The organism is Desulfitobacterium elongatum, assembly GCF_055378975.1.
In genome coordinates, this window is sequence record NZ_AP038772.1 from 135,845 (window position 1) to 159,477 (window position 23,633).

General features: G+C 44.6%; 24 protein-coding genes. 22 read left to right on the forward strand and 2 right to left on the reverse strand.

Going from position 1 to position 23,633, the window contains the following annotated elements; genetic code table 11:
- The first annotated feature begins 419 nt into the window (after positions 1 to 419).
- Both sigI and ACZ42W_RS00695 read left to right on the forward strand, forming a co-directional pair.
- Positions 420 to 1,133, forward strand: coding sequence for an RNA polymerase sigma-I factor (gene sigI / locus ACZ42W_RS00690; RefSeq protein ID WP_464167683.1), 714 nt, complete (start codon positions 420 to 422; stop codon positions 1,131 to 1,133).
- A complete protein-coding gene (locus tag ACZ42W_RS00695) occupies positions 1,130 to 2,230 on the forward strand; it encodes an anti-sigma factor domain-containing protein (RefSeq protein ID WP_464167685.1) in 1,101 nt (366 codons plus the stop codon). The genes sigI and ACZ42W_RS00695 overlap by 4 nt, the downstream gene beginning before the upstream one ends.
- A gap of 98 nt (positions 2,231 to 2,328) precedes the next feature.
- On the opposite strand, the gene ACZ42W_RS00700 is transcribed toward ACZ42W_RS00695, so the two are convergent.
- Complete coding sequence (locus ACZ42W_RS00700) at positions 2,329 to 3,462, reverse strand: glycosyltransferase (protein ID WP_464167687.1); 1,134 nt, start codon at positions 3,460 to 3,462, stop codon at positions 2,329 to 2,331.
- 282 nt (positions 3,463 to 3,744) lie between these two features.
- Between ACZ42W_RS00700 and fabZ the strand changes: the two genes are divergently transcribed.
- From fabZ to ACZ42W_RS00715, 3 genes are read left to right on the forward strand one after another with little or no spacing between them, the layout of a single operon-like run.
- Positions 3,745 to 4,182, forward strand: a complete 438-nt coding sequence (gene fabZ, locus ACZ42W_RS00705) for a 3-hydroxyacyl-ACP dehydratase FabZ (RefSeq protein ID WP_464167689.1) — start codon at positions 3,745 to 3,747, stop codon at positions 4,180 to 4,182.
- A gap of 10 nt (positions 4,183 to 4,192) precedes the next feature.
- A complete protein-coding gene (locus tag ACZ42W_RS00710) occupies positions 4,193 to 5,989 on the forward strand; it encodes a hypothetical protein (RefSeq protein ID WP_464167691.1) in 1,797 nt (598 codons plus the stop codon).
- Positions 5,990 to 6,023: 34 nt separating this feature from the next.
- Entirely contained in the window at positions 6,024 to 6,401 is a 378-nt protein-coding gene (locus tag ACZ42W_RS00715; protein ID WP_464167693.1) for a hypothetical protein, read from the forward strand.
- 100 nt (positions 6,402 to 6,501) lie between these two features.
- On the opposite strand, the gene ACZ42W_RS00720 is transcribed toward ACZ42W_RS00715, so the two are convergent.
- Entirely contained in the window at positions 6,502 to 6,840 is a 339-nt protein-coding gene (locus ACZ42W_RS00720; RefSeq protein WP_464167695.1) for a DUF2680 domain-containing protein, read from the reverse strand.
- Between the two features lie 282 nt (positions 6,841 to 7,122).
- On the opposite strand from ACZ42W_RS00720, the gene ACZ42W_RS00725 reads away from it, so the two are divergent.
- The 17 genes from ACZ42W_RS00725 (at position 7,123) to ACZ42W_RS00805 (ending at position 23,624) form a co-directional block, all read left to right on the forward strand.
- Positions 7,123 to 8,049, forward strand: coding sequence for a hypothetical protein (locus ACZ42W_RS00725; protein ID WP_464167697.1), 927 nt, complete (start codon positions 7,123 to 7,125; stop codon positions 8,047 to 8,049).
- 44 nt (positions 8,050 to 8,093) lie between these two features.
- Positions 8,094 to 9,860 carry a DEAD/DEAH box helicase family protein gene (locus tag ACZ42W_RS00730; RefSeq protein WP_464167699.1) on the forward strand — a complete coding sequence of 589 codons (1,767 nt, stop codon included), beginning with the start codon at positions 8,094 to 8,096 and terminating at the stop codon, positions 9,858 to 9,860.
- 124 nt (positions 9,861 to 9,984) lie between these two features.
- A complete protein-coding gene (locus ACZ42W_RS00735) occupies positions 9,985 to 10,176 on the forward strand; it encodes a hypothetical protein (protein ID WP_464167701.1) in 192 nt (63 codons plus the stop codon).
- A 98-nt stretch (positions 10,177 to 10,274) separates the two neighbouring features.
- Positions 10,275 to 11,030 carry a ComF family protein gene (locus ACZ42W_RS00740; RefSeq protein WP_464167703.1) on the forward strand — a complete coding sequence of 252 codons (756 nt, stop codon included), beginning with the start codon at positions 10,275 to 10,277 and terminating at the stop codon, positions 11,028 to 11,030.
- A gap of 130 nt (positions 11,031 to 11,160) precedes the next feature.
- On the forward strand, positions 11,161 to 11,454 hold the full coding sequence (locus ACZ42W_RS00745; RefSeq protein WP_464167704.1) for a zinc-ribbon domain containing protein: 294 nt from the start codon (positions 11,161 to 11,163) through the stop codon (positions 11,452 to 11,454).
- A gap of 214 nt (positions 11,455 to 11,668) precedes the next feature.
- Entirely contained in the window at positions 11,669 to 12,475 is an 807-nt protein-coding gene (locus ACZ42W_RS00750; protein ID WP_464167705.1) for a basic amino acid ABC transporter substrate-binding protein, read from the forward strand.
- Positions 12,476 to 12,710: 235 nt separating this feature from the next.
- A complete protein-coding gene (locus ACZ42W_RS00755) occupies positions 12,711 to 13,517 on the forward strand; it encodes a basic amino acid ABC transporter substrate-binding protein (protein WP_464167707.1) in 807 nt (268 codons plus the stop codon).
- Positions 13,518 to 13,749: 232 nt separating this feature from the next.
- Positions 13,750 to 14,403: an amino acid ABC transporter permease gene (locus ACZ42W_RS00760; RefSeq protein WP_464170832.1), complete on the forward strand. Its 654-nt coding sequence runs from the start codon at positions 13,750 to 13,752 to the stop codon at positions 14,401 to 14,403.
- The gene (locus ACZ42W_RS00765; RefSeq protein ID WP_464167708.1) at positions 14,390 to 15,109 is read left to right on the forward strand and encodes an amino acid ABC transporter ATP-binding protein; all 720 of its coding nucleotides are present in this window, start codon (positions 14,390 to 14,392) and stop codon (positions 15,107 to 15,109) included. The genes ACZ42W_RS00760 and ACZ42W_RS00765 overlap by 14 nt, the downstream gene beginning before the upstream one ends.
- Before the next feature lie 183 nt (positions 15,110 to 15,292).
- Positions 15,293 to 15,490, forward strand: coding sequence for a cold shock domain-containing protein (locus ACZ42W_RS00770; protein WP_464167709.1), 198 nt, complete (start codon positions 15,293 to 15,295; stop codon positions 15,488 to 15,490).
- Positions 15,491 to 15,759: 269 nt separating this feature from the next.
- Positions 15,760 to 16,287: a ribosome hibernation-promoting factor, HPF/YfiA family gene (gene hpf / locus ACZ42W_RS00775; protein WP_464167710.1), complete on the forward strand. Its 528-nt coding sequence runs from the start codon at positions 15,760 to 15,762 to the stop codon at positions 16,285 to 16,287.
- Between the two features lie 186 nt (positions 16,288 to 16,473).
- Positions 16,474 to 18,978 carry a preprotein translocase subunit SecA gene (gene secA, locus ACZ42W_RS00780; RefSeq protein WP_464167711.1) on the forward strand — a complete coding sequence of 835 codons (2,505 nt, stop codon included), beginning with the start codon at positions 16,474 to 16,476 and terminating at the stop codon, positions 18,976 to 18,978.
- Positions 18,979 to 19,059: 81 nt separating this feature from the next.
- A protein-coding gene (gene prfB, locus ACZ42W_RS00785; RefSeq protein ID WP_464167712.1) for a peptide chain release factor 2 occupies positions 19,060 to 20,167 on the forward strand; the annotation gives its coding sequence in 2 pieces (ribosomal slippage) (positions 19,060 to 19,128 and positions 19,130 to 20,167; 1,107 coding nt in all).
- Positions 20,168 to 20,612: 445 nt separating this feature from the next.
- Positions 20,613 to 21,443 (forward strand): transketolase, encoded by an 831-nt coding sequence (locus tag ACZ42W_RS00790; protein ID WP_464167713.1) that lies wholly within the window; start codon positions 20,613 to 20,615, stop codon positions 21,441 to 21,443.
- Entirely contained in the window at positions 21,436 to 22,371 is a 936-nt protein-coding gene (locus ACZ42W_RS00795) for a transketolase family protein (RefSeq protein WP_464167715.1), read from the forward strand. The genes ACZ42W_RS00790 and ACZ42W_RS00795 overlap by 8 nt, the downstream gene beginning before the upstream one ends.
- 216 nt (positions 22,372 to 22,587) lie before the next feature.
- On the forward strand, positions 22,588 to 23,298 hold the full coding sequence (locus ACZ42W_RS00800; protein ID WP_464167716.1) for a GNAT family N-acetyltransferase: 711 nt from the start codon (positions 22,588 to 22,590) through the stop codon (positions 23,296 to 23,298).
- A gap of 56 nt (positions 23,299 to 23,354) precedes the next feature.
- Positions 23,355 to 23,624 carry a hypothetical protein gene (locus ACZ42W_RS00805; protein WP_464167717.1) on the forward strand — a complete coding sequence of 90 codons (270 nt, stop codon included), beginning with the start codon at positions 23,355 to 23,357 and terminating at the stop codon, positions 23,622 to 23,624.
- The last annotated feature ends 9 nt before the right edge of the window (positions 23,625 to 23,633 follow it).

Sequence of the window (23,633 nt, forward strand, 5' to 3'; positions counted from 1 at the left end):
TCTACTACGACTATCGGGAAGCCGATTTGGCCACGAAAGCCTCCAGTGACGAAAGCCTCCGGTGGAGGGTTTCGCCCGAAGCCGCATGCTCAAGAGATAGCTAAACGGCTGAAGGTGGGTTTTGCCAAAGCCGCAAGCTTGTGATGATTCTAAACGGCGAAGGATGTACCCGTAGTAGCGGAGAACTTGAGCGTTAGATTGGTCCGCGCAGCTTACTGAGTACGAAAGTGTCCGTGGACATTTTCGCCCGAAGCCGACTGCTTAAAATGAATTCAATACGGCGAAGGTCCGGTGTAAAACAGAATCCTGGAGATATTATTCTGAAAAAAGTACCTGGAATATTTACCAGCGAAAAAAGCTCACCAAGACCGACTAAAACGCTACGCTCTAAAACGTACTTAGGAATGGGAGGTTGGAAAATGCCTGAGTGGGAATTCAAATGGTCCTGGGAGAAGATTACGCTTGATCCACAGGCCAGGGAGGACTTCTTGCAGGAATCCCAGCCTTTTATTCGCCATGTCTCCGTTCAGACGTGCCGCCGTGCCTTAGAATGGGGTAGGGATGAGGAATTATCCGAGGCTTTGATCGCATTCAATGAAGCCATTGGACACTATGAAGAAGATCGTGGGGTTCCTTTTCTCGCCTATGCTCGACTTCTTATCAAACGACGCTTAATTGATTATTACCGAAAGCAGCGTCTGCGGGAAGCTTTACCGATGGATCAGGATGAGGTAGGGCAAGCCGTGGAGATTCACGTGGGAGTTCATGAGTTCAGAGAACGGCAACAGAACCAAGAACGGGCGGGTGAAATTCAGGAATTCGCTAAGGCCCTTGAAAAATATGGCTTATCTTTTCAGGCACTGGTGGAGGTATCCCCAAAACATCGGGATACCCGAGGAACACTTTTAAGGGTTGCCCGCACTCTTGCTTCTGACAAGAAATTATGGAGTCAAGTCGAAAAGACAGGGAAACTCCCTATGCAAGCATTGACTCTGAAGACACAAATTCACCCTAAAGTTCTTGAACGGGGAAGGAAGTTCATTTTGGCAGTGGCCTTGCTCATTGTAAACCAGCATGATTATATCTATCTAAGGGAGTATGTGCTCCCGAGTGAAAGGGGGGATGAGGGATGAGTGGGTTTAAAGCGGTTGTCTTAGAAAAAAATGGGACACTGCTGACGGTGCTCACTTCAGATGGGGCGTTTCAGAAGCTTCGCTATAAGGGCGCTGTGGTCATTGGAGAGGAAATCGAAATTCCCGCGGTACAAAAAACGCCAATTTGGCGGATCGTCGCAAGTATCGCAGCAATTTTTCTTATGGTTTTCACGGGAGTATTCGGGTGGAACGCTTATCAACCCAGGACCGCAGTTGCTATGCTTTCTGTAGACATTAACCCCAGTCTTCAGCTTACCTTGGATCAAAAGGGAAGGGTGCTTGAGCTGGAATCTCTTAACCCTGATGCTGAACAACTACTCTCAGGACTTCCGCTTAAAGGAGAGCCGTGGGAGAAAGCCCTTTCACAGATCATTGAGCAGTCCGTGAATTTGAACTATCTGAATGCTGACCATACTTGGGTGCTTGTAGGCTATTCGCCTATAAAAGCAGACAGTGATCTTTCCTTGAAGGAGATCAATGAGGGTGAGATAACGAAACAAGTTGAGGGAGCCGCAAAGGGGATTTCTCCTCAAGTGGCTGTCTACGAGCTGACAGCTGAAGAAAAGGTTCAAGCTCAGGAAAAAGGCTTAACGCTAGGGGAATATGCCTTGGTGAATACAGCCGAAAAAGCGGGAGTTAAAGTTGAACCAGAGGCTATTAAGAAGACGGATGAACGTGCATGGTTACTCGAGAAGCCTGAGATTCAAGAACAAATAAAAAAAGAGAATCAACTCAAAAGAAATAAGGCGAAATCTCTTCCGTCTAACGCAGATCCTAAAGTAGAAAAAAGTCAGGAACAAGAACTGGACAAAGCGGATCAGCCGAGTCGTGGTTTTGAAAACAACGACGCTGGAAATAACGAGAAAAAAGCATGGGATGAAAAGAATATTCTTAGCTTCCCGGGGCAGTCTGCTCATTACGATTGGAATTCTAGTCGTGGCAATGATCAAAATGATTCCGATAAAAGCAAAGATAAAGTTAAAGACAAGGACAAAGATAATGGCAAGTACAGAAACATGGATAATAGTAACGGCAAGGGCAATGATGATAACCGTGACAGGAGCAGTCGCCGCTAAGGAGCGGACAAGCTGTAAGAATGTGAAGTGTTGATTCACGATTAAAGCCCTCCCGTTGTAGAATTTTCTACAACGGGAGGGCTTTAACATCTCTAAGCCTAGAGCCTTGTTTCATCACGTAAGAGCTCTCGATAGAAGGCTTGTGTTTGTCGTAACATCTCATGGACACTGAATTCCTGCCAGCGTTCTACTCCAGCTTCTGTCATGCTTCTCGAGAGCTCAGGATTCTCTAAGATTCGCAAGCACGCCTCGGCGAGAGCTTCAGGATTCATGGGAGGTACGAGAAGTCCTTCCTTACCATCACGGATGACCTCAGGTATGCCTCCCACTTGACTTGCAACAATGGGAATATGGGCTTGCATGGCTTCAAGGAGAACAAGTCCCATCCCTTCGCTGATAGAAGGGAGAATAAAGAGGTCCATGGCTGGAAGGGCCTGATAGGCATCAGGCAGAAAACCCGTTAGGGTATAAGGAAGACCGATGGAATTTAATTGAGCTTCAAGCTCCAAGTGAAGGGGACCATCTCCTACAATCAGAAGGTGGACTTTAGGGAAGCGCATCTGGAGTAGTTTTGCAGCTTCAATAAGATAGTTAAGACCCTTGGTGGGATGCAAACGTGCAATGGTACCAAGGATAAGGGCATCGAAGGGAATTCCCCATGAATGCCGAAAACTCTGTCGCAAATCTGCGCGATTGTGAGGATCCTCCAAGTGAAGAAGGGGTTGGATTCCATTATAGATGGTTCGAATGTTTTCCCCTCCCCGATCAGCGACTTCGTAAGCTAGAGCTTCCGAAACAGTGATGATGCCGGAGGTAAGTGGAAGGGTCATTCGGTCCAAGGCAAGTGCGAGGAAGGCTGCTTTGGGGGAGAGATAGTCTTGTTTCAAAGAACTATGGACAGTACTAACGACCGGAATCTTTAGCCAACGTCCAGCAAGACGTCCAAGAAGATTTGCACGTGAGCCGTGGGTATGAATGAGAGATAGGTTTTGACGTCGCACTTCTCGAATAAGGTGTGGGAGAGGCGATAGATCAAGGGTATACTTCATTGGGAATCGGAGGGTGGGAATTTCCATTTCACGAGTGAGCTGAGCAAAGGGACCGTCGATTAGGCAGCCAGAGACTACAGAAAAATGCTCAGGATCAATTCCTTTGAGAAGGGTTAAGACGTGCTGCTCAGCTCCTCCTATCTCTCCTCCACCAATGAGTTGTAAAATACTGTAGGATTTCACGGGACTTTCTTCCCTTCTTGCTCAAACTCGGGTATAATTACAAAGAGATCAAATTAGGACCAGGTGCTAAGGGAACTTCGTCCGAAGGATTTATTGCCCGATTTCAGTACTTGGTCTAATGTTTTCAAGGATGGCATATGTTTAGTCTTACGGGATGAGTTATTATTCCATGGACAATATACATGGAGGATATACATTTTAAGGAGTCATAGATATAATCTAGTTCTCATAATAGGGAAAAGTATGAAAACATTCAAGTGATACATTGAGGAGGTCGTCTTAATGCTCGACAGCAAGGAAATTCAGAAAATCATCCCTCATCGATACCCTTTTTTATTAGTGGATCGGATTCTTGAACTGGAAGAAGGCAAACGTGCTGTAGGCCTAAAAAATGTATCCGGGAATGAGCCTTTCTTTCAAGGGCATTTCCCGGGTTATCCAGTGATGCCTGGAGTTCTGATTATGGAGGCATTGGCCCAGGTCGGAGCCGTTGTCCTCCTAAAAATGCCGGAATATGCAGGACATATTGCCTTATTTGCTGCACTTGAGGAGGTCCGCTTTCGGAAGCAGGTTATACCTGGAGATCAGCTTCGCTTAGAAGTTGAACTACAAAAGCTTAAACGCGGAATCGGGGTTGCGCAAGGGAAGGCTTACGTTGGAGAGGATTTGGTCGCCGACGGAATTCTCAAATTTGCGATAGGCCCCAAACAAGAAGGGTAATGAGAGTCCGATGATGGGGACAACTTTACAAAGAAGTAAGACAACCAGGGAAAGCAAAGTGCGAACCCTGGTTTTTTTCTTAACTTTGAGTGTGCTTATACATGGAACGTTTTATCCCCGGGAGTGGTTGCTCCTTGGTGCAGGGATGGTTATTTTTTATGCTTTGACGCTTAAGAATTCCTCGACGTTCCAAATCTCCCTTACGGATATAGTGTTCACGGGGCTTATCGCTCTCACCTTTGTGGGGCTACTGAATCCCATAAATGTAAGTGAAGGCTGGTTGGATGCTGTTCGCTGGCTCGTCTTATGGATGGCTTATCGTATATCCTCCAACCTTCAAGAAGGGCAGAGCCGATATGTCCTACGCTGGATCGAGGGGATAGGGATTTTGATCGCGATTATTGGCTGGATTCCAGCGTTTAGTCGTTTGTGGCCAGGGGGCATTTCGTTAGTCGATGGGCGTCTTGCCTCTTTTTTTGGGTATCCGAATGCCTTAGCAGCTTATTGTGCTGCAGTACTCCTTTTAGGGCCCCAATCAAAATGGATTCGTGCCCTGATGTTTACTTCCCTTCTTAATACCGGTTCCCGAGGTGCTGTAGGAATATTTATACTGATCTGGGTCTTCAGGGAAGCCCTTTTGTGGAAATCCCGAAGCAGGCAGAACCTAGAAAGGGGAAAGAGGAGTTTTCAAAGATTCCCTAGGGGATTCTTAAGAGGACTTGGGGAGTGGGGTTTCTTACGCGGTAATAAGGTAAATTTCGGCATAGTTAGAGCGCGTAAAGAGGGTGTTCTTCTCATTCTGCTACTGAGTCTTGGAGTTCTCCTCACCCTTCGTTGGAATCAACAAGTGATGGTGCACTTGTTTAATTGGGGAATTTCTACTTCATTAGGGGAACGACTGCTTTATATTCGTGATGGCTTACACCTCGCTGTCCTTAACAAAGGATTGCCAAGGGCTGGAGGGTGGTATGCTTTTCCAATCGTTCAAAACATCCCTTATTGGACGACAGACCCTCATTCATTGGGAATCCGCATTTTACTCCATCAAGGAATACTGGGAATACTCTTAGCTGGAGGGTGGGGAGCTTGGGCTTTAGCTGGTTTAAGTGGAAAAGTGCTGAGAAAATTACGTGAGAACTCGGAGAAAAATTTGACCTTTATCAGGGGGGTTAGCGCACTTCTCTTTTTAGCGATACACGCTCTTTTAGACACAGATTTTTTATTTGGCGCTCTAGGCTTATTATTCTGGACCCTCTTCGGGATATTCTCTTCATCTACACTAAAAAAATGGAGCTGGAGAAAAAACTCCACCTCGATTGAATCTTACTATACACAAAAGCTGGGCGCCCCAGTGAAAAAGGGAATAAGCTTCTTATCGAGTGCGCTTCTGTTGGGAATCGGAGGTTTACTGCTTGCCACGGCAGCACATCCTCAGTGGATTGAACGGGGGGATCAAATCCAACCGAAGATTCGCCAAGAAGCTGCACGCCTTGAGATTGAGAAGAGTGGAAGCAACGGTCTTGTAGCGATAGAAAATATCCTGGCGTGGGAAAAGTTCGATCTGCGTATGTACGAATGGGCTCAGGGAATTGTCTTTGAAGAAGCTGAAAAGCGTAAAGTAAGTAACTTTGAGGAAGCGGTAGAACTTTATCGCTGGGTAGAAAATGTCCCAGGAAGGATTGCGGCTATTCATCAGATCAGTGCATTTGAGAAAAAACTATGGCCTGAGGCTGAGAGCTTTCAGCCCTCCGAGTATAATTTGCTTTTAGCGGAGTATGCAAGAAAGAGACAAATTACTCTTCGTTAACCCCTGACATAGTCTAAGGTTAGGGGGGAAGAACATGGGTGTACAGCTTACAGGTTTAGGTGCCATCTTGGCCTTGCTTTGGGTACTTTCAGATTCTTGGGAGTGGTCTATCCCGGAAGCATTTCAAGGGAAGATTCAAGACTGGAAAAAGAAATGGTATATCTCACAGGCCATCGTACGGTTTGTTATTAGGAGTTCAGTCTTTGAGCAGGAGCAATTTGCATATTCTATAAGACATCTACTACCCAAACTTGAACGGGAATTTGGAGCTCCGGTTCATGTCGAAATAGAAATAGAGGGACAGGACATCGCTCTATCTGAAGAGGAAATGCGCTATATTCGCTGTTTGACTCGTTCCTTTTCTGAGTTTACATGGCATATCAGTGAAAGGGTAGAGTGTGAGGCAGAATGAAAAGCAGAATCCCCCAACCAAAGCTGGGGGATTCAGGGACATGTTTCCAGTTAAAAAACAGGTGTTCAGTTCTTCAAAGTCAGTTTGTGCCTAGTGAAGGTTATTTGTCGGGAGTGGTTTGATGATTGCGATCGGCTTTCTTGTCGCAATCCTTACCATGTTTCTTCCCAAAGTCATACTTTCCATTAGCCATATCTTCTTCAGCTTTCTTCTTGTGATTTTCCATTGACTCTTTGATCTTGATGGCTTTTTCTTTTTCAAGAAGGCCAGCCTCGACCCGTTTGTCAATCATTTGCACGCGAAGATCATACATTTGCTGGTGTAGAACTTTGAGTTCCTGTAATTTGGCAGGATCGGGCGCAGTTGCACCGAAAGCAGCACCAGCACCGAAAGTTAGAAAGGCTAAGGTCAGTAAACTTACAGCAAACTTCTTCAACAATTCGCACTCCTCCTTTGTTTTATTGGACAAGCTTTTTAACTGGAACATTGAATAGGATACCCGAAAAGTCTAAAAAAGATTTAGGAAATTCAAAGTATCTCCATTAAAGCAAATTGAGCGTGTGGATAGCCTGGCTTACAAATCACAAAATTTCATGTGGTTTTTGGAAAAGGACGGAGTGTCTTAGGAGGATATTCGAAGAATAGAGTAGAAGGTTCTAGATTAGCTTAGGGGAGATTAAAATAAAACGATTCCATTAAGGCATTACAGGAGGGGCGAAATGTGCGAAAATTAGCATTCGGTCTATGCCTGGTCCTCATGCTCCTAGGATCCCCAAGCGGGGTATTGGCGGCAGACGCACTCTATCGGATGCTTCATGCCGATGAAGTAGAGTCCTTCCGTGAGGATCAGGATGCCATGATCGTCGGACAACTGATAGAGAAAAAGGATGAGGACTTTGAGGTGAAGGTTTTAAAGGTTCTCAGTGGAAAATTGAATTCTGATAGAATTATCGTCTCAGACGATTTCACGTATGGGTGGAATAAGGAAAACCCTTCAGTAAGCGATTTCGGAGTCTTTTCACTGAAGAAGACAGGAAGTTCGTATAAAAAGGCATGGGGAATCTTCAAAGCAGATAGTGGAGACTTTGCGACCTTGAAGCTTCTACCCAGCAATTCACCTACTCCAGGACTTCTAGCCGATCTAGCGAGCATTGAATGGTATGTCAATTCCGGTGGTCGAGAAAATGACTTCTCGTTTGTGGGGAATGGCTATGAAGTAAATGCCTATGTAAAAAGGCCTAATGGGGAAAGCTTGCAAATTTATCCAAAGCAGGGGGAGAAGCCACGCTTTACGGAAATAGGTAATCAAACGACTCAGAAAGTAAAGTCTACTCAGGGAGAAAATATAGCGGCTTTCCTTGCGCGATGTCTAGTAGGGTGGCCTGGTATCATAACCTCTTTCCTTCTCTCAGTTTTAGGGCTTATCTGCAAACGAGCCCGCTGGTTAGTACTCGGTGCGATTTTTGCTCTGCCGATTTCATTGTATTTAAGTGCAACTCCAAGGTTCCAGTACTTTATGGCGTTACTTCCTTTGTTTCAATTCGCTGCTGCATACATGGTTTATAAGAGGAAGAGGTCGTGGGTTGCCTGGCTTCTTCTAGTACCTTTTGTCCTTGTAATGACATGGTTGGGGATGAATATAGGCTAAGGGTTAAGGGGAAGGTTCATCCATAAGTCGGAGGGGCGGATTCGATGCTTTTTTATATCGTGTGCAGGGGTGAGGGAGAACTTCATATATCCCCTATAGTAGAAGTGGACAGGCATGGAGAGAACTCCGAGGTTTTATTGCCTGGCTTACCGCTGGCATTTGCCCAGAATCTGCTTAAGCCTACTAAGCTTAGCGGAAAACAGAGAGAAAGAAACGATATCCTCAAAGCCTTGCAGAGTGCTCCTGGATTATCTGCCCAGAATTGGCGATGGGAGCGCGTAAATACTTCAGACTCAAAAATGAATGACAAAAGAACAATTCAAAAGGAAGAAAAATTATCTATACGCATTGAAGGGCGACAACTCTCTGAAGTTGATCTGCAACGATTAGGAAATGAGAGCGGTCTTACCTTCTCGGAAGTTATCGAATTCTGTGAGAAGCAAGTCTGGCGCGGCAGAGCTGAATGGATTCCCGCTGTACATAAGGAAGGGAGCGGTTGGAGCTGTCAGCGCTGTGGGGAGACTCATATCGAGGAATGGCCAAGTATTTATGGTGTAGCAGCAACCTGCCCCTCCTGCGCGTCCATTGGTGCCTTGAGCTCACTTCAAGTGCTCTACCGATGTCATCCAAGCCGAAGTTGTTCTAGTGAACGTGAACCACTCGAGAAACTAAGTAGCCATGGCAGTCAAGCTATCTCAGGGTGTAGGAATGAATCCATTGGTTTTTCTCCACACTGGGAACTTAGCTCAGCACAAAAGCAGGCAAGTCAGGAAGTATTAGATTATGTCTCAAAGGATGTTTCGCTAGAAAGTAAAAAGCATGAAAAAAAGATCTTACTCTGGGCAGCCTGTGGGGCAGGAAAAACAGAGGTGTGTTTTCCTGCGGCAGCTTGGGCCTTGAACCAAGGACTAAAAGTCTTGTTCGCCGCTCCACGCCAAGATGTAGTACTTGATGTAGCACCGAGACTCAAGAGAGATTTCCCCGGCTTAGATCTAAGTGTCTTAACTGGGACAAGCCAGGAACGCTTTGCATCGGCAAAATTCGTGCTTGCAACGACACACCAAGTTCTACGTTTCTATCAATCGTTTGATCTCATTTTCCTAGATGAGATGGATGCTTTCCCCTACCACGGAAATACGGCCTTGGCTTGGGGCCTTCAGCAAGCCTTAAAACCCTCTGGAAAAATAGTCTATCTCACTGCAACTCCGTCCTCAGATAGCTTGGAGAAGGTAAGGCAAGGGGAAATGAGAATGGTTCGCCTTCCAGCGCGGCATCACCGAAGGGCGCTCCCTGTCCCAAAATGGATTAAATTTTCTTGGGATGTTGAGCATGAAAAGCCCTTGAAAATAGGGAAGGAAATCGGAATACTATCCCGTTCGATCAATGATTTAGCACAATCAGGGCCCGTTCTTCTCTTTGTCCCGAAAATATCCTGGGTCGATCCCTTGGTGGACCTGCTACATAAGGAGTTCCCCCAGTGGGGAATCTCAGGGAGCTATAGTTCAGATCCGCAGCGAAGGGAAAAGATTGAAGGGCTAAGGAAGAAGGGCTTTCGCCTCTTCGTAAGTACCTCCATTCTCGAACGAGGGGTAACAGTACCCGATGCCCAAGTCATCGTTCTAGCAGCGAATCATGAGGTTTTTGATGAAAGAGCCTTAGTGCAAATGGCAGGTCGAGTAGGTAGGACGCAAGAAAATCCTGAAGGAAGCGTACTTTTTCTAGCCAAGAAGCAGACACCTGCGATTGAAAAGGCAATTCGCTGGATTGAGGAGCAGAATGCTCTGGCGATGAAGCAGGGGCTAATCGACTAGCAAAGTAAAATTTGTGACTAGAGCAAATATCTCAAAAACTACCTAAGGATTTTGCTTTACATAAGGGAACGCCTTTTAAGCGAGCGGCTACCAATCTTCTCGAAAAGGTCGTAGCGGAGTCGGGTTGGAAACATGGACGTTTCCAACCGGCTATGAGTCAACAAGTGCGATAGCAGTACTATCGGGAGACGATTTAGCCACGAAAGCCTCCGGTGACGAAAGCCTCCGGTGGAGGGTTTCGCCCGAAGCCGCACGCTCAAGAGATAGCTTAACGGCTGAAAGTGGACCCGACGGAGCGGAGAACTTGAGCGTATAGATTGGTCCGTGTAGCTTACTGAGTAACCGTTGTGAAGCAAAATCCTGGAGACAAACTACAAGGCTAACTTCTGAACCCGAGAAAGGAGGCCACTCAAAATGCCCCTTAACCGTACATCCACCCTCTGGACTGACCTCAAAGAGCTCACCCAGTCCCTTCTATACGAGAAGCAAAGAAACTGCCTCCTCTGCGACACCCCAATCATCGAGGGCAAGGAAATCTGCCCACTCTGCGAGCAGAACTATTTCCATCCAGAACTAGGTCGATGTATCCGCTGTGGGAAGTTAATTTTACAAGACCATATAGAATGTAAAGACTGTGAAGAAGGACGAGGACCAAAGGGACTCGACAAAGTCGTTGCCTGGGGACACTATACCGGAGCTTGGCGAGAGTTCATTCAGGTAGTCAAGTTTAAGTCCCAGCCTTATCGGTTGAAAAGGATAGCACAGCCCTTAGCAACTTGGGCAATAGATAAACTTCCTCCCCCGAACTTTCTAGTTCCGGTGCCCATGCATCTTGAACGCATAGCCGAGCGTGGCTTCAATCAAGCCGCGGGGATTGCCTCCCTCCTCCATTGGGAGCTAGGAATTCCATTGCTAGAAGTGCTGGAGCGGACCAGTATAAATGTTCCGCAAGTGGGGTTAAGTCGTAGTGAACGATTGCAAAATCTGAGAGGCGCATTTTATGTCCCTTCACATGATAATGTTCGGAGAATTCGCGACGCAAGAATCTGGATAATCGATGATGTTACTACAACCGGTACAACACTGGAAGCCTGCGCCACAGAGCTAAAGCAAAGCGGGGCAAAAGAGGTTTTTGGCTTAACCTTGGCAGCAGGGCTTGAAAAAAAGTAGGGAATAGCATGAAAAAAGGCTCAATAAGGGACTCGAAAAAGGACTGTTCAGTATAACCAATCAATGGTATAATAGGGAACGGATAGGCGTAAGTCTGTTACTATTTTTTAATGTATGGGGGATTTTCTTCATGGCGTTTCAAGACAAAGAGCTAGTATGCAAAGACTGCGGAACTACCTTCACTTTCACAGTGGGAGAGCAAGAATTCTATGCTGAAAAAGGTTTCGAGAACGAGCCACAACGTTGCCGCGATTGCCGCAATGCACGCAAAGCAAGCCGGAACAATGCTGAGCCTCGTCAACGCGAAATGTACACTGTTGTTTGTGCAGAGTGTGGCGTAGAGACTCAAGTTCCATTTCAACCAACTTCTGATCGTCCCGTTTACTGCCGCGATTGCTACCAAAACCACCGTGTAGCTCGCTAATCATTTAAACGAGAATATAAGAGAGAGCATTGGGATTTTCCCAGTGCTCTTTTATTTATTACATTATAGTATTTAAAAAACCTCTAAAAATTTTAATTGAAGGGTATTGCATAAAATTACATTCATATGTATAATAATAAACATCGAGACGGTTCAAATACAGATTTCAAACAAAAGAAGAGGAACTTTGAGAAAAAAGGGAGATGTGGGATAGATGAAAAAGTTATTTCGCGTTGGAATTGTTAGTGTTGTTATGATGAGTTTACTTGCCCTCACGGGTTGTGGAGGTCAACAAACTGCCGCTCCTGCAGGGAATGCTGCAACGGGTGGAGGAGCACCCTCTGAGAAAGTATTAAAAGTTGGTTCCGCAATTGAATATGCTCCTTTTGAATTTATGGATGTTAACCAGAAGCCCACAGGATTTGATATCGATTTAATGACTGAGATTGGTAAAGACATGGGGTACAAAGTTGATTTCGAATCAGCTTCCTTCGATGGTTTAATCGCAGCTCTCACGAACGGGAAATATGATGCTATTGTCTCTGCGATGACTATTACAGAAGACCGTGCAAAATCTGTGCTATTCAGTGATAAGAATTTTGAATCCACTCAGTATATCGCCGTGAAGAAAGGCTCAAGCATTAAATCTGAAGCTGATTTAAAAGGTAAAAGGGTAGCAGTCCAACAAGCAACAACGGGTCAGGATGTCGTTGAAGGGTTGGGAATCACTCCTAAAAAGTTCGAAACCGTGGGTGATGCGATTAATGATATGATCAATGGTGGAGTAGATGCAGTAGTAGCAGACGCTCCTGTAATCCTCTACTTTAACAAGCAAAACCCAGATAAGAATATCCAAGCCGTTTCTGGAAACTTCCCCAAAGAATATTTTGGAGCTGCCTTCAAAAAGGAAAACAAGGAACTCGCAGATAAATACAATGCGACTCTGAAAAAGTTTAAAGAAAACGGGAAATATAACGACATCTATAAGAAATGGTTTAACGAAAACGCACCCAAATTCTAAAAGTTTCCCTAATATCAAAATGAAAACGTCTTGAACGCCTAGCTTCGCTAGGCGTTTTTCCTTTCTCTAAAAGTCTTTAAAATATCTACATAGGTTCATGCTAAAAAAAACCTGTTGAATAATATTCCGTTACTCTGTATAATTACTTCCGTTCCATACTTATACTTTTTAGAAATAATATAGTTTTTCAAAAGTTAAGGACCATGGAAATAGTATTACAAAAGGAGAAAAGATCATGAAAAGGAAATGGTTTAAGCCATTAGCAGCTATTGTAGTTCTAACTTTTGCATTAACAGGATGTGGTAGTTCAAGTGCTCCGAGTACTTCAGGCCAAGGGGCTACAGGTGGAAGTACAGATAGCGCTAAAGTACTTAAAATTGGGACTGATCCTACCTTTGCTCCGTTTGAGTTTACGGATGCTCAGAATCAGCCGATTGGTTTTGATGTGGACTTGATTAAGGCAATTGCTACAGATATGGGGTATACTGCTCAATTCGAAAATTCTTCGTTCGATGGGTTGATGCCCTCGCTTCAAGTTGGTAAATACGATGCAGTGATTGCAGCTATGACAATCACACCCGAACGTGAAGCAAGTTTAGACTTCAGCGATAAATATCTTATGGCTACTCAATTGATTGCTGTTAAGAAAGGCTCTCCCATTAAGAGCGTTGAGGACCTAAAAGGAAAGCGTATCGGGGTCCAGAATTCAACAACCGGTCAGACTGTTTTGGAAGCAATGAACATCAATCCAAAGAAGTACGAGGCCATTCCGGATGCTATGAATGATCTCATCAATGGTGGACTAGATGCAGTGGTTGCAGACTCACCTGTTGTACTTTATTTTATTAAGCAAAATCCGAACGCAAATATCGAATACATCAAAGGAGACTTCCCAAAAGAGTATTATGGAATTGCTGTCAAGAAGGGGAACTCCGAACTTCAGGCAAAACTAAATGCTTCTTTGAAAAACCTTAAGTCTTCAGGGAAATATAATGAAATTTATAAGAAATGGTTCAATGAGGATGCCCCTCAATTCGAATAAAGTGAGCAAGTTCTCAAAGAAAATTGATCTAGGCGTTCAGAGTAATTTCTGGGCGCCTATATTTCTTTAGCGTTCGATAAAAATCCTGAAACAGGGACAAACTTCTTAGAACATAGTTTTTAAGCGTATTGAATAGAATTCCGATGAAATGTATAATTATCGGAAGAGCACTTAGAATGAGATATTGATATAAAAGGAGGATTTTGGTGTGGGGACACTTCGTTGGGAACTAATGGCTGAGAGCTTTAAGCCCTTACTTAAAGGAACAGTCATAACCCTAGAACTTACAGCCGGAGCCGTGCTAATAGGGATAGTTATTGGCTTGTTCATTTCTTTAATGCGCTTATCCAGTAACCGTTTATTTCGCGGATTTGCCATTGCCTATGTAGACTTTTTCAGAGGAACACCGCTCCTTGTGCAAATCCTCATGGTCTATTTTGCAGCTCCGCAGCTTTTAGGATTTCAAACGCCTGACAATTATCAGTTTATCGCTGGAATCTCAGCAATGGGGCTTAACTCAGGAGCATATATTGCAGAGATTTTCCGGTCGGGGATTCAGTCTATAGATAGAGGACAGACCGAAGCAGCTCGTTCCTTAGGAATGACACAAGGTCAGGCCATGCGTTACATCATTCTTCCTCAAGCCTTTAAGAGAGTCATTCCTCCATTAGGAAATGAGTTTATTGCCTTGCTAAAGGATTCTTCCCTTGTTGCGATTATCGCCCTAGAGGATCTGATGTATACTGGAAAGATTATTGTAGGTCGGACAGTTCAGCCTTTCGTGATTTACTTGGAGGTTGCCTTATTCTACCTTGTCATGACCTTGGTCCTTTCTCGATTCGTGAATTATACAGAGAGGAGACTTGGTAAGAGTGATTCACGTTAAAAATTTGCATAAAAACTTCGGCAAACTTGAAGTTCTTCGAGGAATAGATTGCCATATTGAAGAGAAAGAGGTTGTCGTCGTCATTGGCCCGAGTGGATCAGGCAAGAGTACGTTTCTAAGGTGCCTAAATAAGTTAGAGGAGACGACCCAAGGTAAGATTATAGTCGATGGAATCCCCCTGAATTCTGACACAAATGTTAATGCCATTCGACGGGAAGTGGGAATGGTCTTTCAACGCTTTAACCTTTTTCCCCATATGACGGCATTACAAAATGTTATTCTTGCCCCAGAAATTGTCCGTAAGACGAATAAGAAAGAAGCAGAATCAGTGGGACTTGCACTTTTACAAAAAGTTGGGCTGGAGGATAAAGCTAATGAGTACCCCGACCGCCTTTCCGGCGGACAGCAGCAACGGGTCGCAATTGCTCGAGCTTTGGCTATGAAACCGAAAATTATGCTCTTTGATGAACCGACCTCTGCCCTTGACCCCGAAATGGTCGGGGAAGTTCTAGCAGTTATGAAGGATCTCGCCCGGGAAGGAATGACCATGGTGGTAGTGACTCATGAAATGGGCTTTGCTCGTGAAGTGGGGGATCGTGTAATCTTCATGGATGAAGGGGTTATCATGGAGGAGGGCTCCCCAGAAGAGCTTTTTGGGAATCCTAAGAATCCTCGGACTCAGTCCTTTCTGAGTAAAATTCTATAAGGAATTAATAAAGCACTCGAACCTTATCGGGTGCCTTTTTCATTAGGTCTTTCTGGACAGTTTTTCTGGAAATAAGGTTTAAAATATCCATACATTGGTTATCCTCTCATAAGAGGCTTAGGGGATAGTTTTCTAAAAAGGGAACCCCCTGTAGGTGCCAAGTATCAAGGAGGGTGTTTTTTAGTGTTGGGTAAAGTGAAGTGGTTCAGTAAACAAAAAGGGTATGGATTTATCGAAGGTGAGCATGGAGCGGATATATTTGTGCATTTTTCTTCGATTTCGGGGGACGGTTTCCGTACACTTGAAGAAGGTCAGGGTGTTGAATTTGATATCATCCAAGGGCCCCGTGGAGAACAAGCTTCTAACGTGAGTATCAGATAATCTCGAGCGGACTATAGTTTGCTTTAAGAATTCTGGAGTCATTGCTTTATAGCAGAACGTAGATTGTTCAAACGAAATTATTCAATACATTACTTACAGGATTTACAAGTAAGGAAAAGAGCATAAAAAAGAGAATTGTTGTAATAATTTACAACGATTCTCTTTTTTTATTCACTGGAAAATAAGTTCAAGAGAGGAGAAAAATGTGGAAGGATTTTTGTCTTAAAGCGGGAATATTATATTTAAGCAGATAAAAAGGGGGTTTCACTATGAACATCAGTATTCGCGGTAAACAAATGGAAGTAACCGATGCCCTAAAAGAGTATGTCTTGAAAAGGGTAGGAAAACTCGAGAAATACTCCGATGAGTTTATGGATGTTAAAGTAACCCTGCTAGTCGAAGAAGGTCGCCATCGCGTCGAGGTAACTGCACCCATTCACGGGATTATTCTCCGTGGGGAAGAAGAAAGCGCTGATATGTATGCGTCGATTGATTTGGTCATCGAAAAGTTAGAACGCCAAATTGATAAGTACCGTACTCGGATTAACAAGCGGATGCGTAGCAAAGTCTTAAAGGATCATGAGACCGAACATCCTACGCTTCCAGACGATGATAAGGAAGAAATCGTACGGAACAAGAAGTTTGGGGTTAAACCAATGTCCGTTGAAGAGGCGATTATGCAGATGAATCTTGTTGGACATAATTTCTACGCTTTCACTAATATGGATAGTCAACAGATTAATGTGGTCTATCGGCGGAAAAATGGAGACTATGGGTTGCTCGAACCTGAAGTTTGATCGAAGGATCGAACAAATCGATATTTAAATCCTAAATTACTGGAATGGCCCACTTAGGTGGGCCATTTTTGTTAGTGTATATGTGAAGGATTTCTTATGTTATAATGTGGCATTGGAGTTGCGCCACGTAAGTGAGAATGCTAAAATGAGATGATACCCTTGGACGGATGGAAAGGTGGATCAGTAATGGGGTTCTTAGATAAATTATTCGATGATAATGGCCGTGAGATCAAGAAATATCAGAAAAAGGTTGAAGTGATTAATTCACTTGAACCAGAGATTAAGGCACTGACTGATGATGAGTTGCGTGCAAAGACCGATGAATTCAAGCAACGACTTGAAAATGGGGAAAGTCTAGATAGCCTCTTACCCGAAGCATTTGCAGTGGTACGAGAGGCCTCGTTGCGTGTCAATGGACAAAGACATTATGATGTTCAGCTCATAGGCGGAATGGTTCTTCATGATGGTCGGATTGCTGAGATGCGTACTGGTGAAGGTAAAACGCTTGTCGCCACACTACCTGCCTATTTGAACGCGTTAACCGGTAGGGGCGTTCACATTGTTACCGTGAATGATTACCTTGCCCGGCGTGACAGCGAGATGATGGGACGAATCCATCAGTTCTTAGGGTTATCTGTAGGGCTCATTGTACACGGCTTAAACTATACTCAGCGGCGTGATGGTTATGCTGCTGATATTACGTATGGAACAAACAATGAATTCGGCTTTGACTACCTTCGGGATAACATGGTTACTCGTCCAGATGGACTCGTTCAGCGTGAACTTCACTTTGCGATTGTCGATGAAGTAGACTCCATTTTAATTGATGAAGCACGAACTCCATTGATTATTTCGGGTGAAGCGGACAAGCCTACCGAGCTTTACTACCGAGTGGCTATGGTGATTCCTCGTTTGAAGCCTGAAGAAGATTATAATGTAAATGAAAAGGATCGTGTGGTTACCCTCACTGAGCAGGGGGTTAGCCGTGTTGAAACCATGATGGGGGTTGAGAACCTCTATGATGATATTCATACTGAACTGTCTCACCACGTAAACCAAGCTCTCAAAGCCCATGGTCTATTTAAACGCGATCGGGATTACGTAGTCAAAGATGGTCAAGTTATTATTGTCGATGAATTTACGGGTCGACTTATGTTTGGACGTCGTTACAGTGAGGGCCTACATCAGGCCATCGAAGCGAAAGAAAAGGTTAAGATTGAGAAGGAATCACAAACTCTGGCGACGATTACCTTCCAGAATTATTTCCGGATGTTTGAAAAGCTTTCCGGGATGACTGGTACGGCGATGACTGAAGAACCAGAGTTTAAGAAAATCTATAAATTGGATGTCGTTGAGATTCCGACCAACATGCCTATGATTCGTGAGGATATCCCTGACGTTGTTTACCGGACTGAAGAAGGTAAATTTAAGGCGGTTGTTGAGGAAATCATAGAGCGCCATAAAAAGGGACAACCCGTACTTGTAGGAACGGTTTCTGTTGAAAAGTCAGAGCGCTTAAGTGGAATGCTCGAACGGCGTGGAGTGCCCCATCAGGTCCTCAATGCGAAGTTCCATGAGAAAGAGGCCGAGATCATCGCAGGTGCAGGCTTGAAAGATATGGTCACGATTGCAACGAACATGGCCGGACGGGGTACAGATATTATCCTCGGTCAAGAGGTACCATCCTTGGGTGGTTTGCATATCATAGGAACAGAGCGCCATGAATCCCGCCGGATTGATAATCAGCTGCGTGGTCGTGCAGGTCGTCAAGGGGACCCGGGATCTTCTCAGTTCTTCATTTCTTTGGAAGATGACCTTATGCGTCTTTTTGGTGCAGAGAACATCATGGGAGTCATGGATAAACTGGGTATGGATGATAGCATCCCGATTACATCCAAGATGATTTCTCGCTCCATTGAAACGGCTCAGCGTCGGGTAGAAAACCGGAACTTTGAGATTCGTAAGAACGTCCTTGATTATGACGATGTCATGAACCTGCAGCGTGAAGTTATTTATGCCCAACGCCGCCAGGTTCTCATGGGTGAAAACCTCCGCGATAGTATTCTGGAGATGTTGGACAAGGTCGTCACAGATACCGTAGAGATATTCAGTGCTCAAAGTCCTTACACGGAAGAGTGGGATATGACTAGTTTCCTTGAGTATATTGATAACATCTTCTTGCCGAATCATGATATTACTGCAGATCAAATTATAAACATGAACAAAGAAGAAGTTGTTGAATTGCTCCTCGATAAAGCTCATGCTCACTACGACGCGCGTGAGAATGCTTTCGGAGAAAACCTTATGCGCGAAATCGAGCGGGCTGTCACGCTTCAAGTCGTGGATACTAAGTGGATGGATCATCTTGACGCGATGGATATGCTGCGTGAGGGAATTGGTCTTCGCGCCTACGGACAGAAAAATCCGTTGGTTGAGTATAAGCATGAAGCGTATGATATGTTCCAAGGTATGATTAGTATGATTCAAGAGGATACTGTTCGTTACTTGATGAGAGTGACTCCACAAGTTGCGGAGCAAGCACCTGAAGAACCTCAGCATGTTCACACGAACCGAGATGAGGAACAAGCTGCTCGTCCAGTTCATAATGAGGGTCCACAGATTGGACGCAATGACCCCTGCCCTTGCGGTAGTGGTAAGAAATATAAGAAATGCTGTGGAGCAGAAGAGTAATAAAGCAAACTTACTTTAAATGGAGTTTTTTATGACCATTTGAAGTCCCACTGAAATAGATATAGGGACGGTGAACGTTAAGTGATATTCGATTGGAAGAAAGAGCTGGAAAGCTTAGAAGTGCGCTTGGCAGATCTGAGGGTTTCTCTTTGACGTCGCTCAGCGAGAGGATAAAGTAAGCCTTTTGGAGATAGAACTCCAGAGACCGGATTTCTGGGATGATCCAGAATCAGCCCAGAAAACGATGCAAGAGCTCTCCTTTAATCAAGGTAAGGTTAAGATGTATTATGAGTTACAGAAACAGTTAGAAGATCAAATGACTCTTTATCAATTGGCAGTAGAAGAGAACGATGAGTCTCTTGAACCGGAGATTGAAGACGGAGTCAAAAAGCTTCAACACCATTTAGATAGTTTAGAGTTAGAGATTCTCTTAAGTGATCCGTATGACAGGAACAATGCAATTCTGACCCTCCATGCAGGGGCAGGTGGTACGGAAGCACAAGATTGGGTTTCAATGCTTTACCGTATGTATGTCCGTTATGGGGAGCGTCAGGGCTACAAAGTGGAGACGATGGACTTGCTCCCAGGTGATGAAGCAGGAATTAAAAGTGTGACCTTATCTTATTCTGGTGAAAATGCCTACGGCTATTCCAAAGGGGAAAAAGGGGTTCATCGCCTTGTGCGGATTTCCCCATTTGATGCTTCGGGTCGACGTCATACCTCGTTTGCCTCTGTAGACGTTATTCCCGAAGTCACGGAGGATGATCAAGAGATAGCGATTAATCCCGAAGACCTAAAGGTGGATACCTATCGTTCTGGAGGTGCAGGCGGTCAGCACGTCAATAAGACAGACTCTGCAGTACGGATTACTCACTTGCCAACTGGAATTGTTGTTCAATCTCAGAGTGAGCGTTCCCAGATTCAGAATCGGGCCTATTGCATGCGTATCTTGCAGGCAAAGCTGTTAGAATTGAAGCGCAAGCAGCAGAAAGAGGAAATTTCTGAGATCCGAGGCGAACAGCAAGAAATTGCTTGGGGCAGCCAAATTCGCTCTTATGTCTTCCATCCCTATAACATGGTGAAGGATCATCGGACGAATGTTGAGACAGCAAATACTGGCGCTGTCATGGATGGAGAGATTGATGAATTCATTGCCGCTTATTTGCAAATGACTAAGACGGTTCAGTAAATAATAGGGCTTGGCGTAAAAGCCAAGCCTTATCGCATGGAATTATCTTTACATAGGATTTTTTAGTAGCTACGAAACGTGAAAGCTCGGGCAAGTAGCTTTTCGCGCAGCGTTCACTCATTAGCTCCAGGGCTAGCTTACTTGCTTCCGAAGGAGCACCTTCAGCGGATGAGTATCATTTGTGGAATGCCGCCTCGGGCGAAAATGTCCACTGGACACTTTCGTTGCAAAACCTTTCTGCTTACTGCAAGTGAACCGGTGGCGCCGCTAACCTTCGAAAAGCTCCGTTCGCTGTACCGCCCATCCGCTAGAAGTCGTTCAGCTAAGGCCGAAATCCTACGACGGATTTCGTTCTGCGCGAAAAGCTACGTTATCGGGTCTGTTGAAGTCTTTTTAGCTAGATATTCATGTAATTACCAAGCAAAAACGAATTGGAGGGATTCTCTTGTCAGTTCTTGAACTGAAACGCAAGGCTAATCAAATTCGCCAGGACATCATTACCATGCTTTTACCGGCTAAGTCAGGCCATCCGGGCGGAAGTTTATCTTCTGCAGATGTACTTTCTGTGTTGTACTTCCATGAAATGAAGGTGAGACCAGAGGAACCTCATTGGGCGGATCGTGACCGCTTTGTCTTGGCAAAAGGGCATGCTGCACCGGTGCTATATGCGGCATTAGCGGAGAAAGGATTTTTCCCTAAGGAAGAGCTATTAGGACTCCGTCAAACTGGTCGTATGCTACAAGGTCATCCCGATATGAAGAAAACGCCAGGAGTTGACATGTCTACGGGTTCACTTGGCCAGGGACTTTCCGCAGCGAATGGAATGGCTCTCGCTGGGAAGCTGGACAAGAAGGACTACCGGGTTTACGTTGTACTCGGTGATGGGGAAATGGCTGAAGGGCAAGTCTGGGAAGCAGCTATGGCAGCTGCTCACTATAAACTGGATAACGTGACTGCCGTTCTTGATTTTAACGGTCTGCAAATTGATGGGACCACCGATAGCGTCATGTCCTCCAATCCACTTCCGGATAAATGGCGGGCGTTTGGTTGGAATGTCCTTGAAGTGGACGGGCATGATATTGAAGGCCTACTTGCTGCCTTTGCCGAAGCAAAAGCGACCAAAGGAAAGCCAACGATTCTCATTGCAAAGACAATCAAGGGAAAAGGAATTTCCTTTATGGAAAACCAAGCGAGTTGGCATGGCAATGCACCGAGTGCAGAACAAGCAGAACAAGCTCTAACAGAATTGAGAGAGGAGGCGGCTCACCTTGGCTAAACAAGCAACACGCGATGCCTACGGGAAGGCTCTGGTCGCCTTAGGAGAAGAGAATCAAGATATTGTCGTTTTAGACGCAGATCTTTCCAAGTCCACGAAAACAGCAGATTTTTCAAAGCAGTACCCAGAACGCTTTTTCAATATGGGAATTGCGGAAGCTAACCTTATCGGAACAGCGGCTGGTTTCGCTGCAGCGGGTAAGATTCCCTTTGCAAGCACTTTCGCTGTCTTTGCTACGGGGAGAGCATTCGAGCAAATTAGGAATTCCGTCGCGTATCCAAAGCTCAATGTCAAAATCGCAGCCACACATGCTGGTGTAACAGTAGGGGAAGATGGCGGATCCCACCAAGCGATTGAGGACGTTGCTATCATGCGTGCTCTCCCGAATATGACCGTTCTAGTGCCAGCGGATGGAGAAGAAACCCGTCAGGTAATCTATGCTGCAGCTCAGTATAAAGGTCCGGTCTATATTCGGATGGGACGGCTCGATGTTCCTCTCTTGTTTGACGAAAATTACACGTTTGAAATCGGGAAGGCTAATGTCGTTCGAGAGGGCTCAGATGTAGTCGTCTTCGCGAATGGGGTCATGGTTGTAGCTGCTTTAGAGGCTGCACAAGAACTCGAGGCTGAAGGAATTAAGGTGGCAGTGGTTAACGTCGCATCTGTGAAGCCCCTCGACGCAGAGACTATAATTTCCTATGCTCAAAAAACCGGAGCTGTTGTCACAGCCGAAGAACACAACATTATCGGTGGATTAGGTAGCGCTGTCGCAGAAGTTCTAGGAGAAAATGCACCGACTCCAATGGTACGTGTTGGACTTAAAGATACCTTCGGCGAATCCGGCCGACCTCTTGAGTTATTGGAGAAGTACGGCTTGACGAAGAAAGAAGTAGTAGAAGCGGTGAGAGCTGTTATTACAAGAAAATAATTTTTTCAGTCCTTGAGCGTAAATTCTTAAAAAGGGTAAGAGCCTGTCAATTGTACATTTGGCAGGCTCTTACTTCTGTTTTTTTAAATACATCCGTTACATCAAAAGAAGGGATGATTATTATCTATATAGAAATGATAAGAAAGCTTTTTGAGTCAGTTGCATGAATGGTCTTTAGTGAATATGCGTTATATAATTTGCCAAATCGGAGGTTAAATGATGTACTCAGAAATGATTAATAGATTGTCAAAGGACCCCATACGAAATATATCTGTACTGGGATTCTTCGAAAACTATCCGCTTGAGAAAGTGTTTCAAGTGGGTGATACATTCCTTCTACTAGGGGAGAGTGATCACCTATGGGGGTATATATCGAGTCATAGTAGCAGTGAATTGACCAAGATATTTGAAAAGTATCAGATTGATACAAGATATTTTGCTTCTGTTGAAGATTGGATGAAACCTATTATTTCGGAGGACTCAGAAGTCGAATGGGAATTAACAACCTTACGTTACGTGCTTCCCGATAATCATGAAATTGTGCCTTCGACAAGAAAAACATGTGCATTAGATACGTCCTTAGTAGATTACATATTCAACCACTCAGATTATCAAGCGTTTACATCAAGGGAATATATTAAGGATCAAATTGAAAGAGGCGTATCAGCCGGGATTATAGAAAGTAATGCTCTCGTCGCCTGGGGACTTACACATGATGACGGTGCGTTAGGATTTCTACATGTTCTCCCGGAGTTTAGGGGAAAGGGTTATGGAAAAGCTATCACGAGTTCCCTGATATATGAAAAGAGAAAAGAAAATAAACCCGTATTCTTGAATGTTGAACCGAACAATATCAACTCAATCAACCTTGTTAACAAAATGGGTTTTGTCTTTGACCGAAAAATCAGCTGGGTTAAAATAAGATAGCTAGTCGTAAATTTCTTCTAATTAGAGAATCTTCAAGGAGCAGAGGAGAAAAGCTAATGAAGAATCCCTGTGGTACAGCTCGGGCCAATATTCTAGAGAAGACAGAGATTAACGGGATTCCCGTTTTCTTTGGGACAGGAGTTAACCCGGTAAATTCTCCAGCTCAATTTTTTGTAGCTTGGGGAAAGGGAATATTAGAGGGTGGTTTGATCCATACCTTTAATTGTGAACGTAAAGACGAAGGATATCTCTGGTTTGTCGATGAAGATGAGGCTGAGGCTAAGTATACCTCCGTACAAAAGGCTTTGGAGGGTGGCAGATTATAGAGGAAGTGA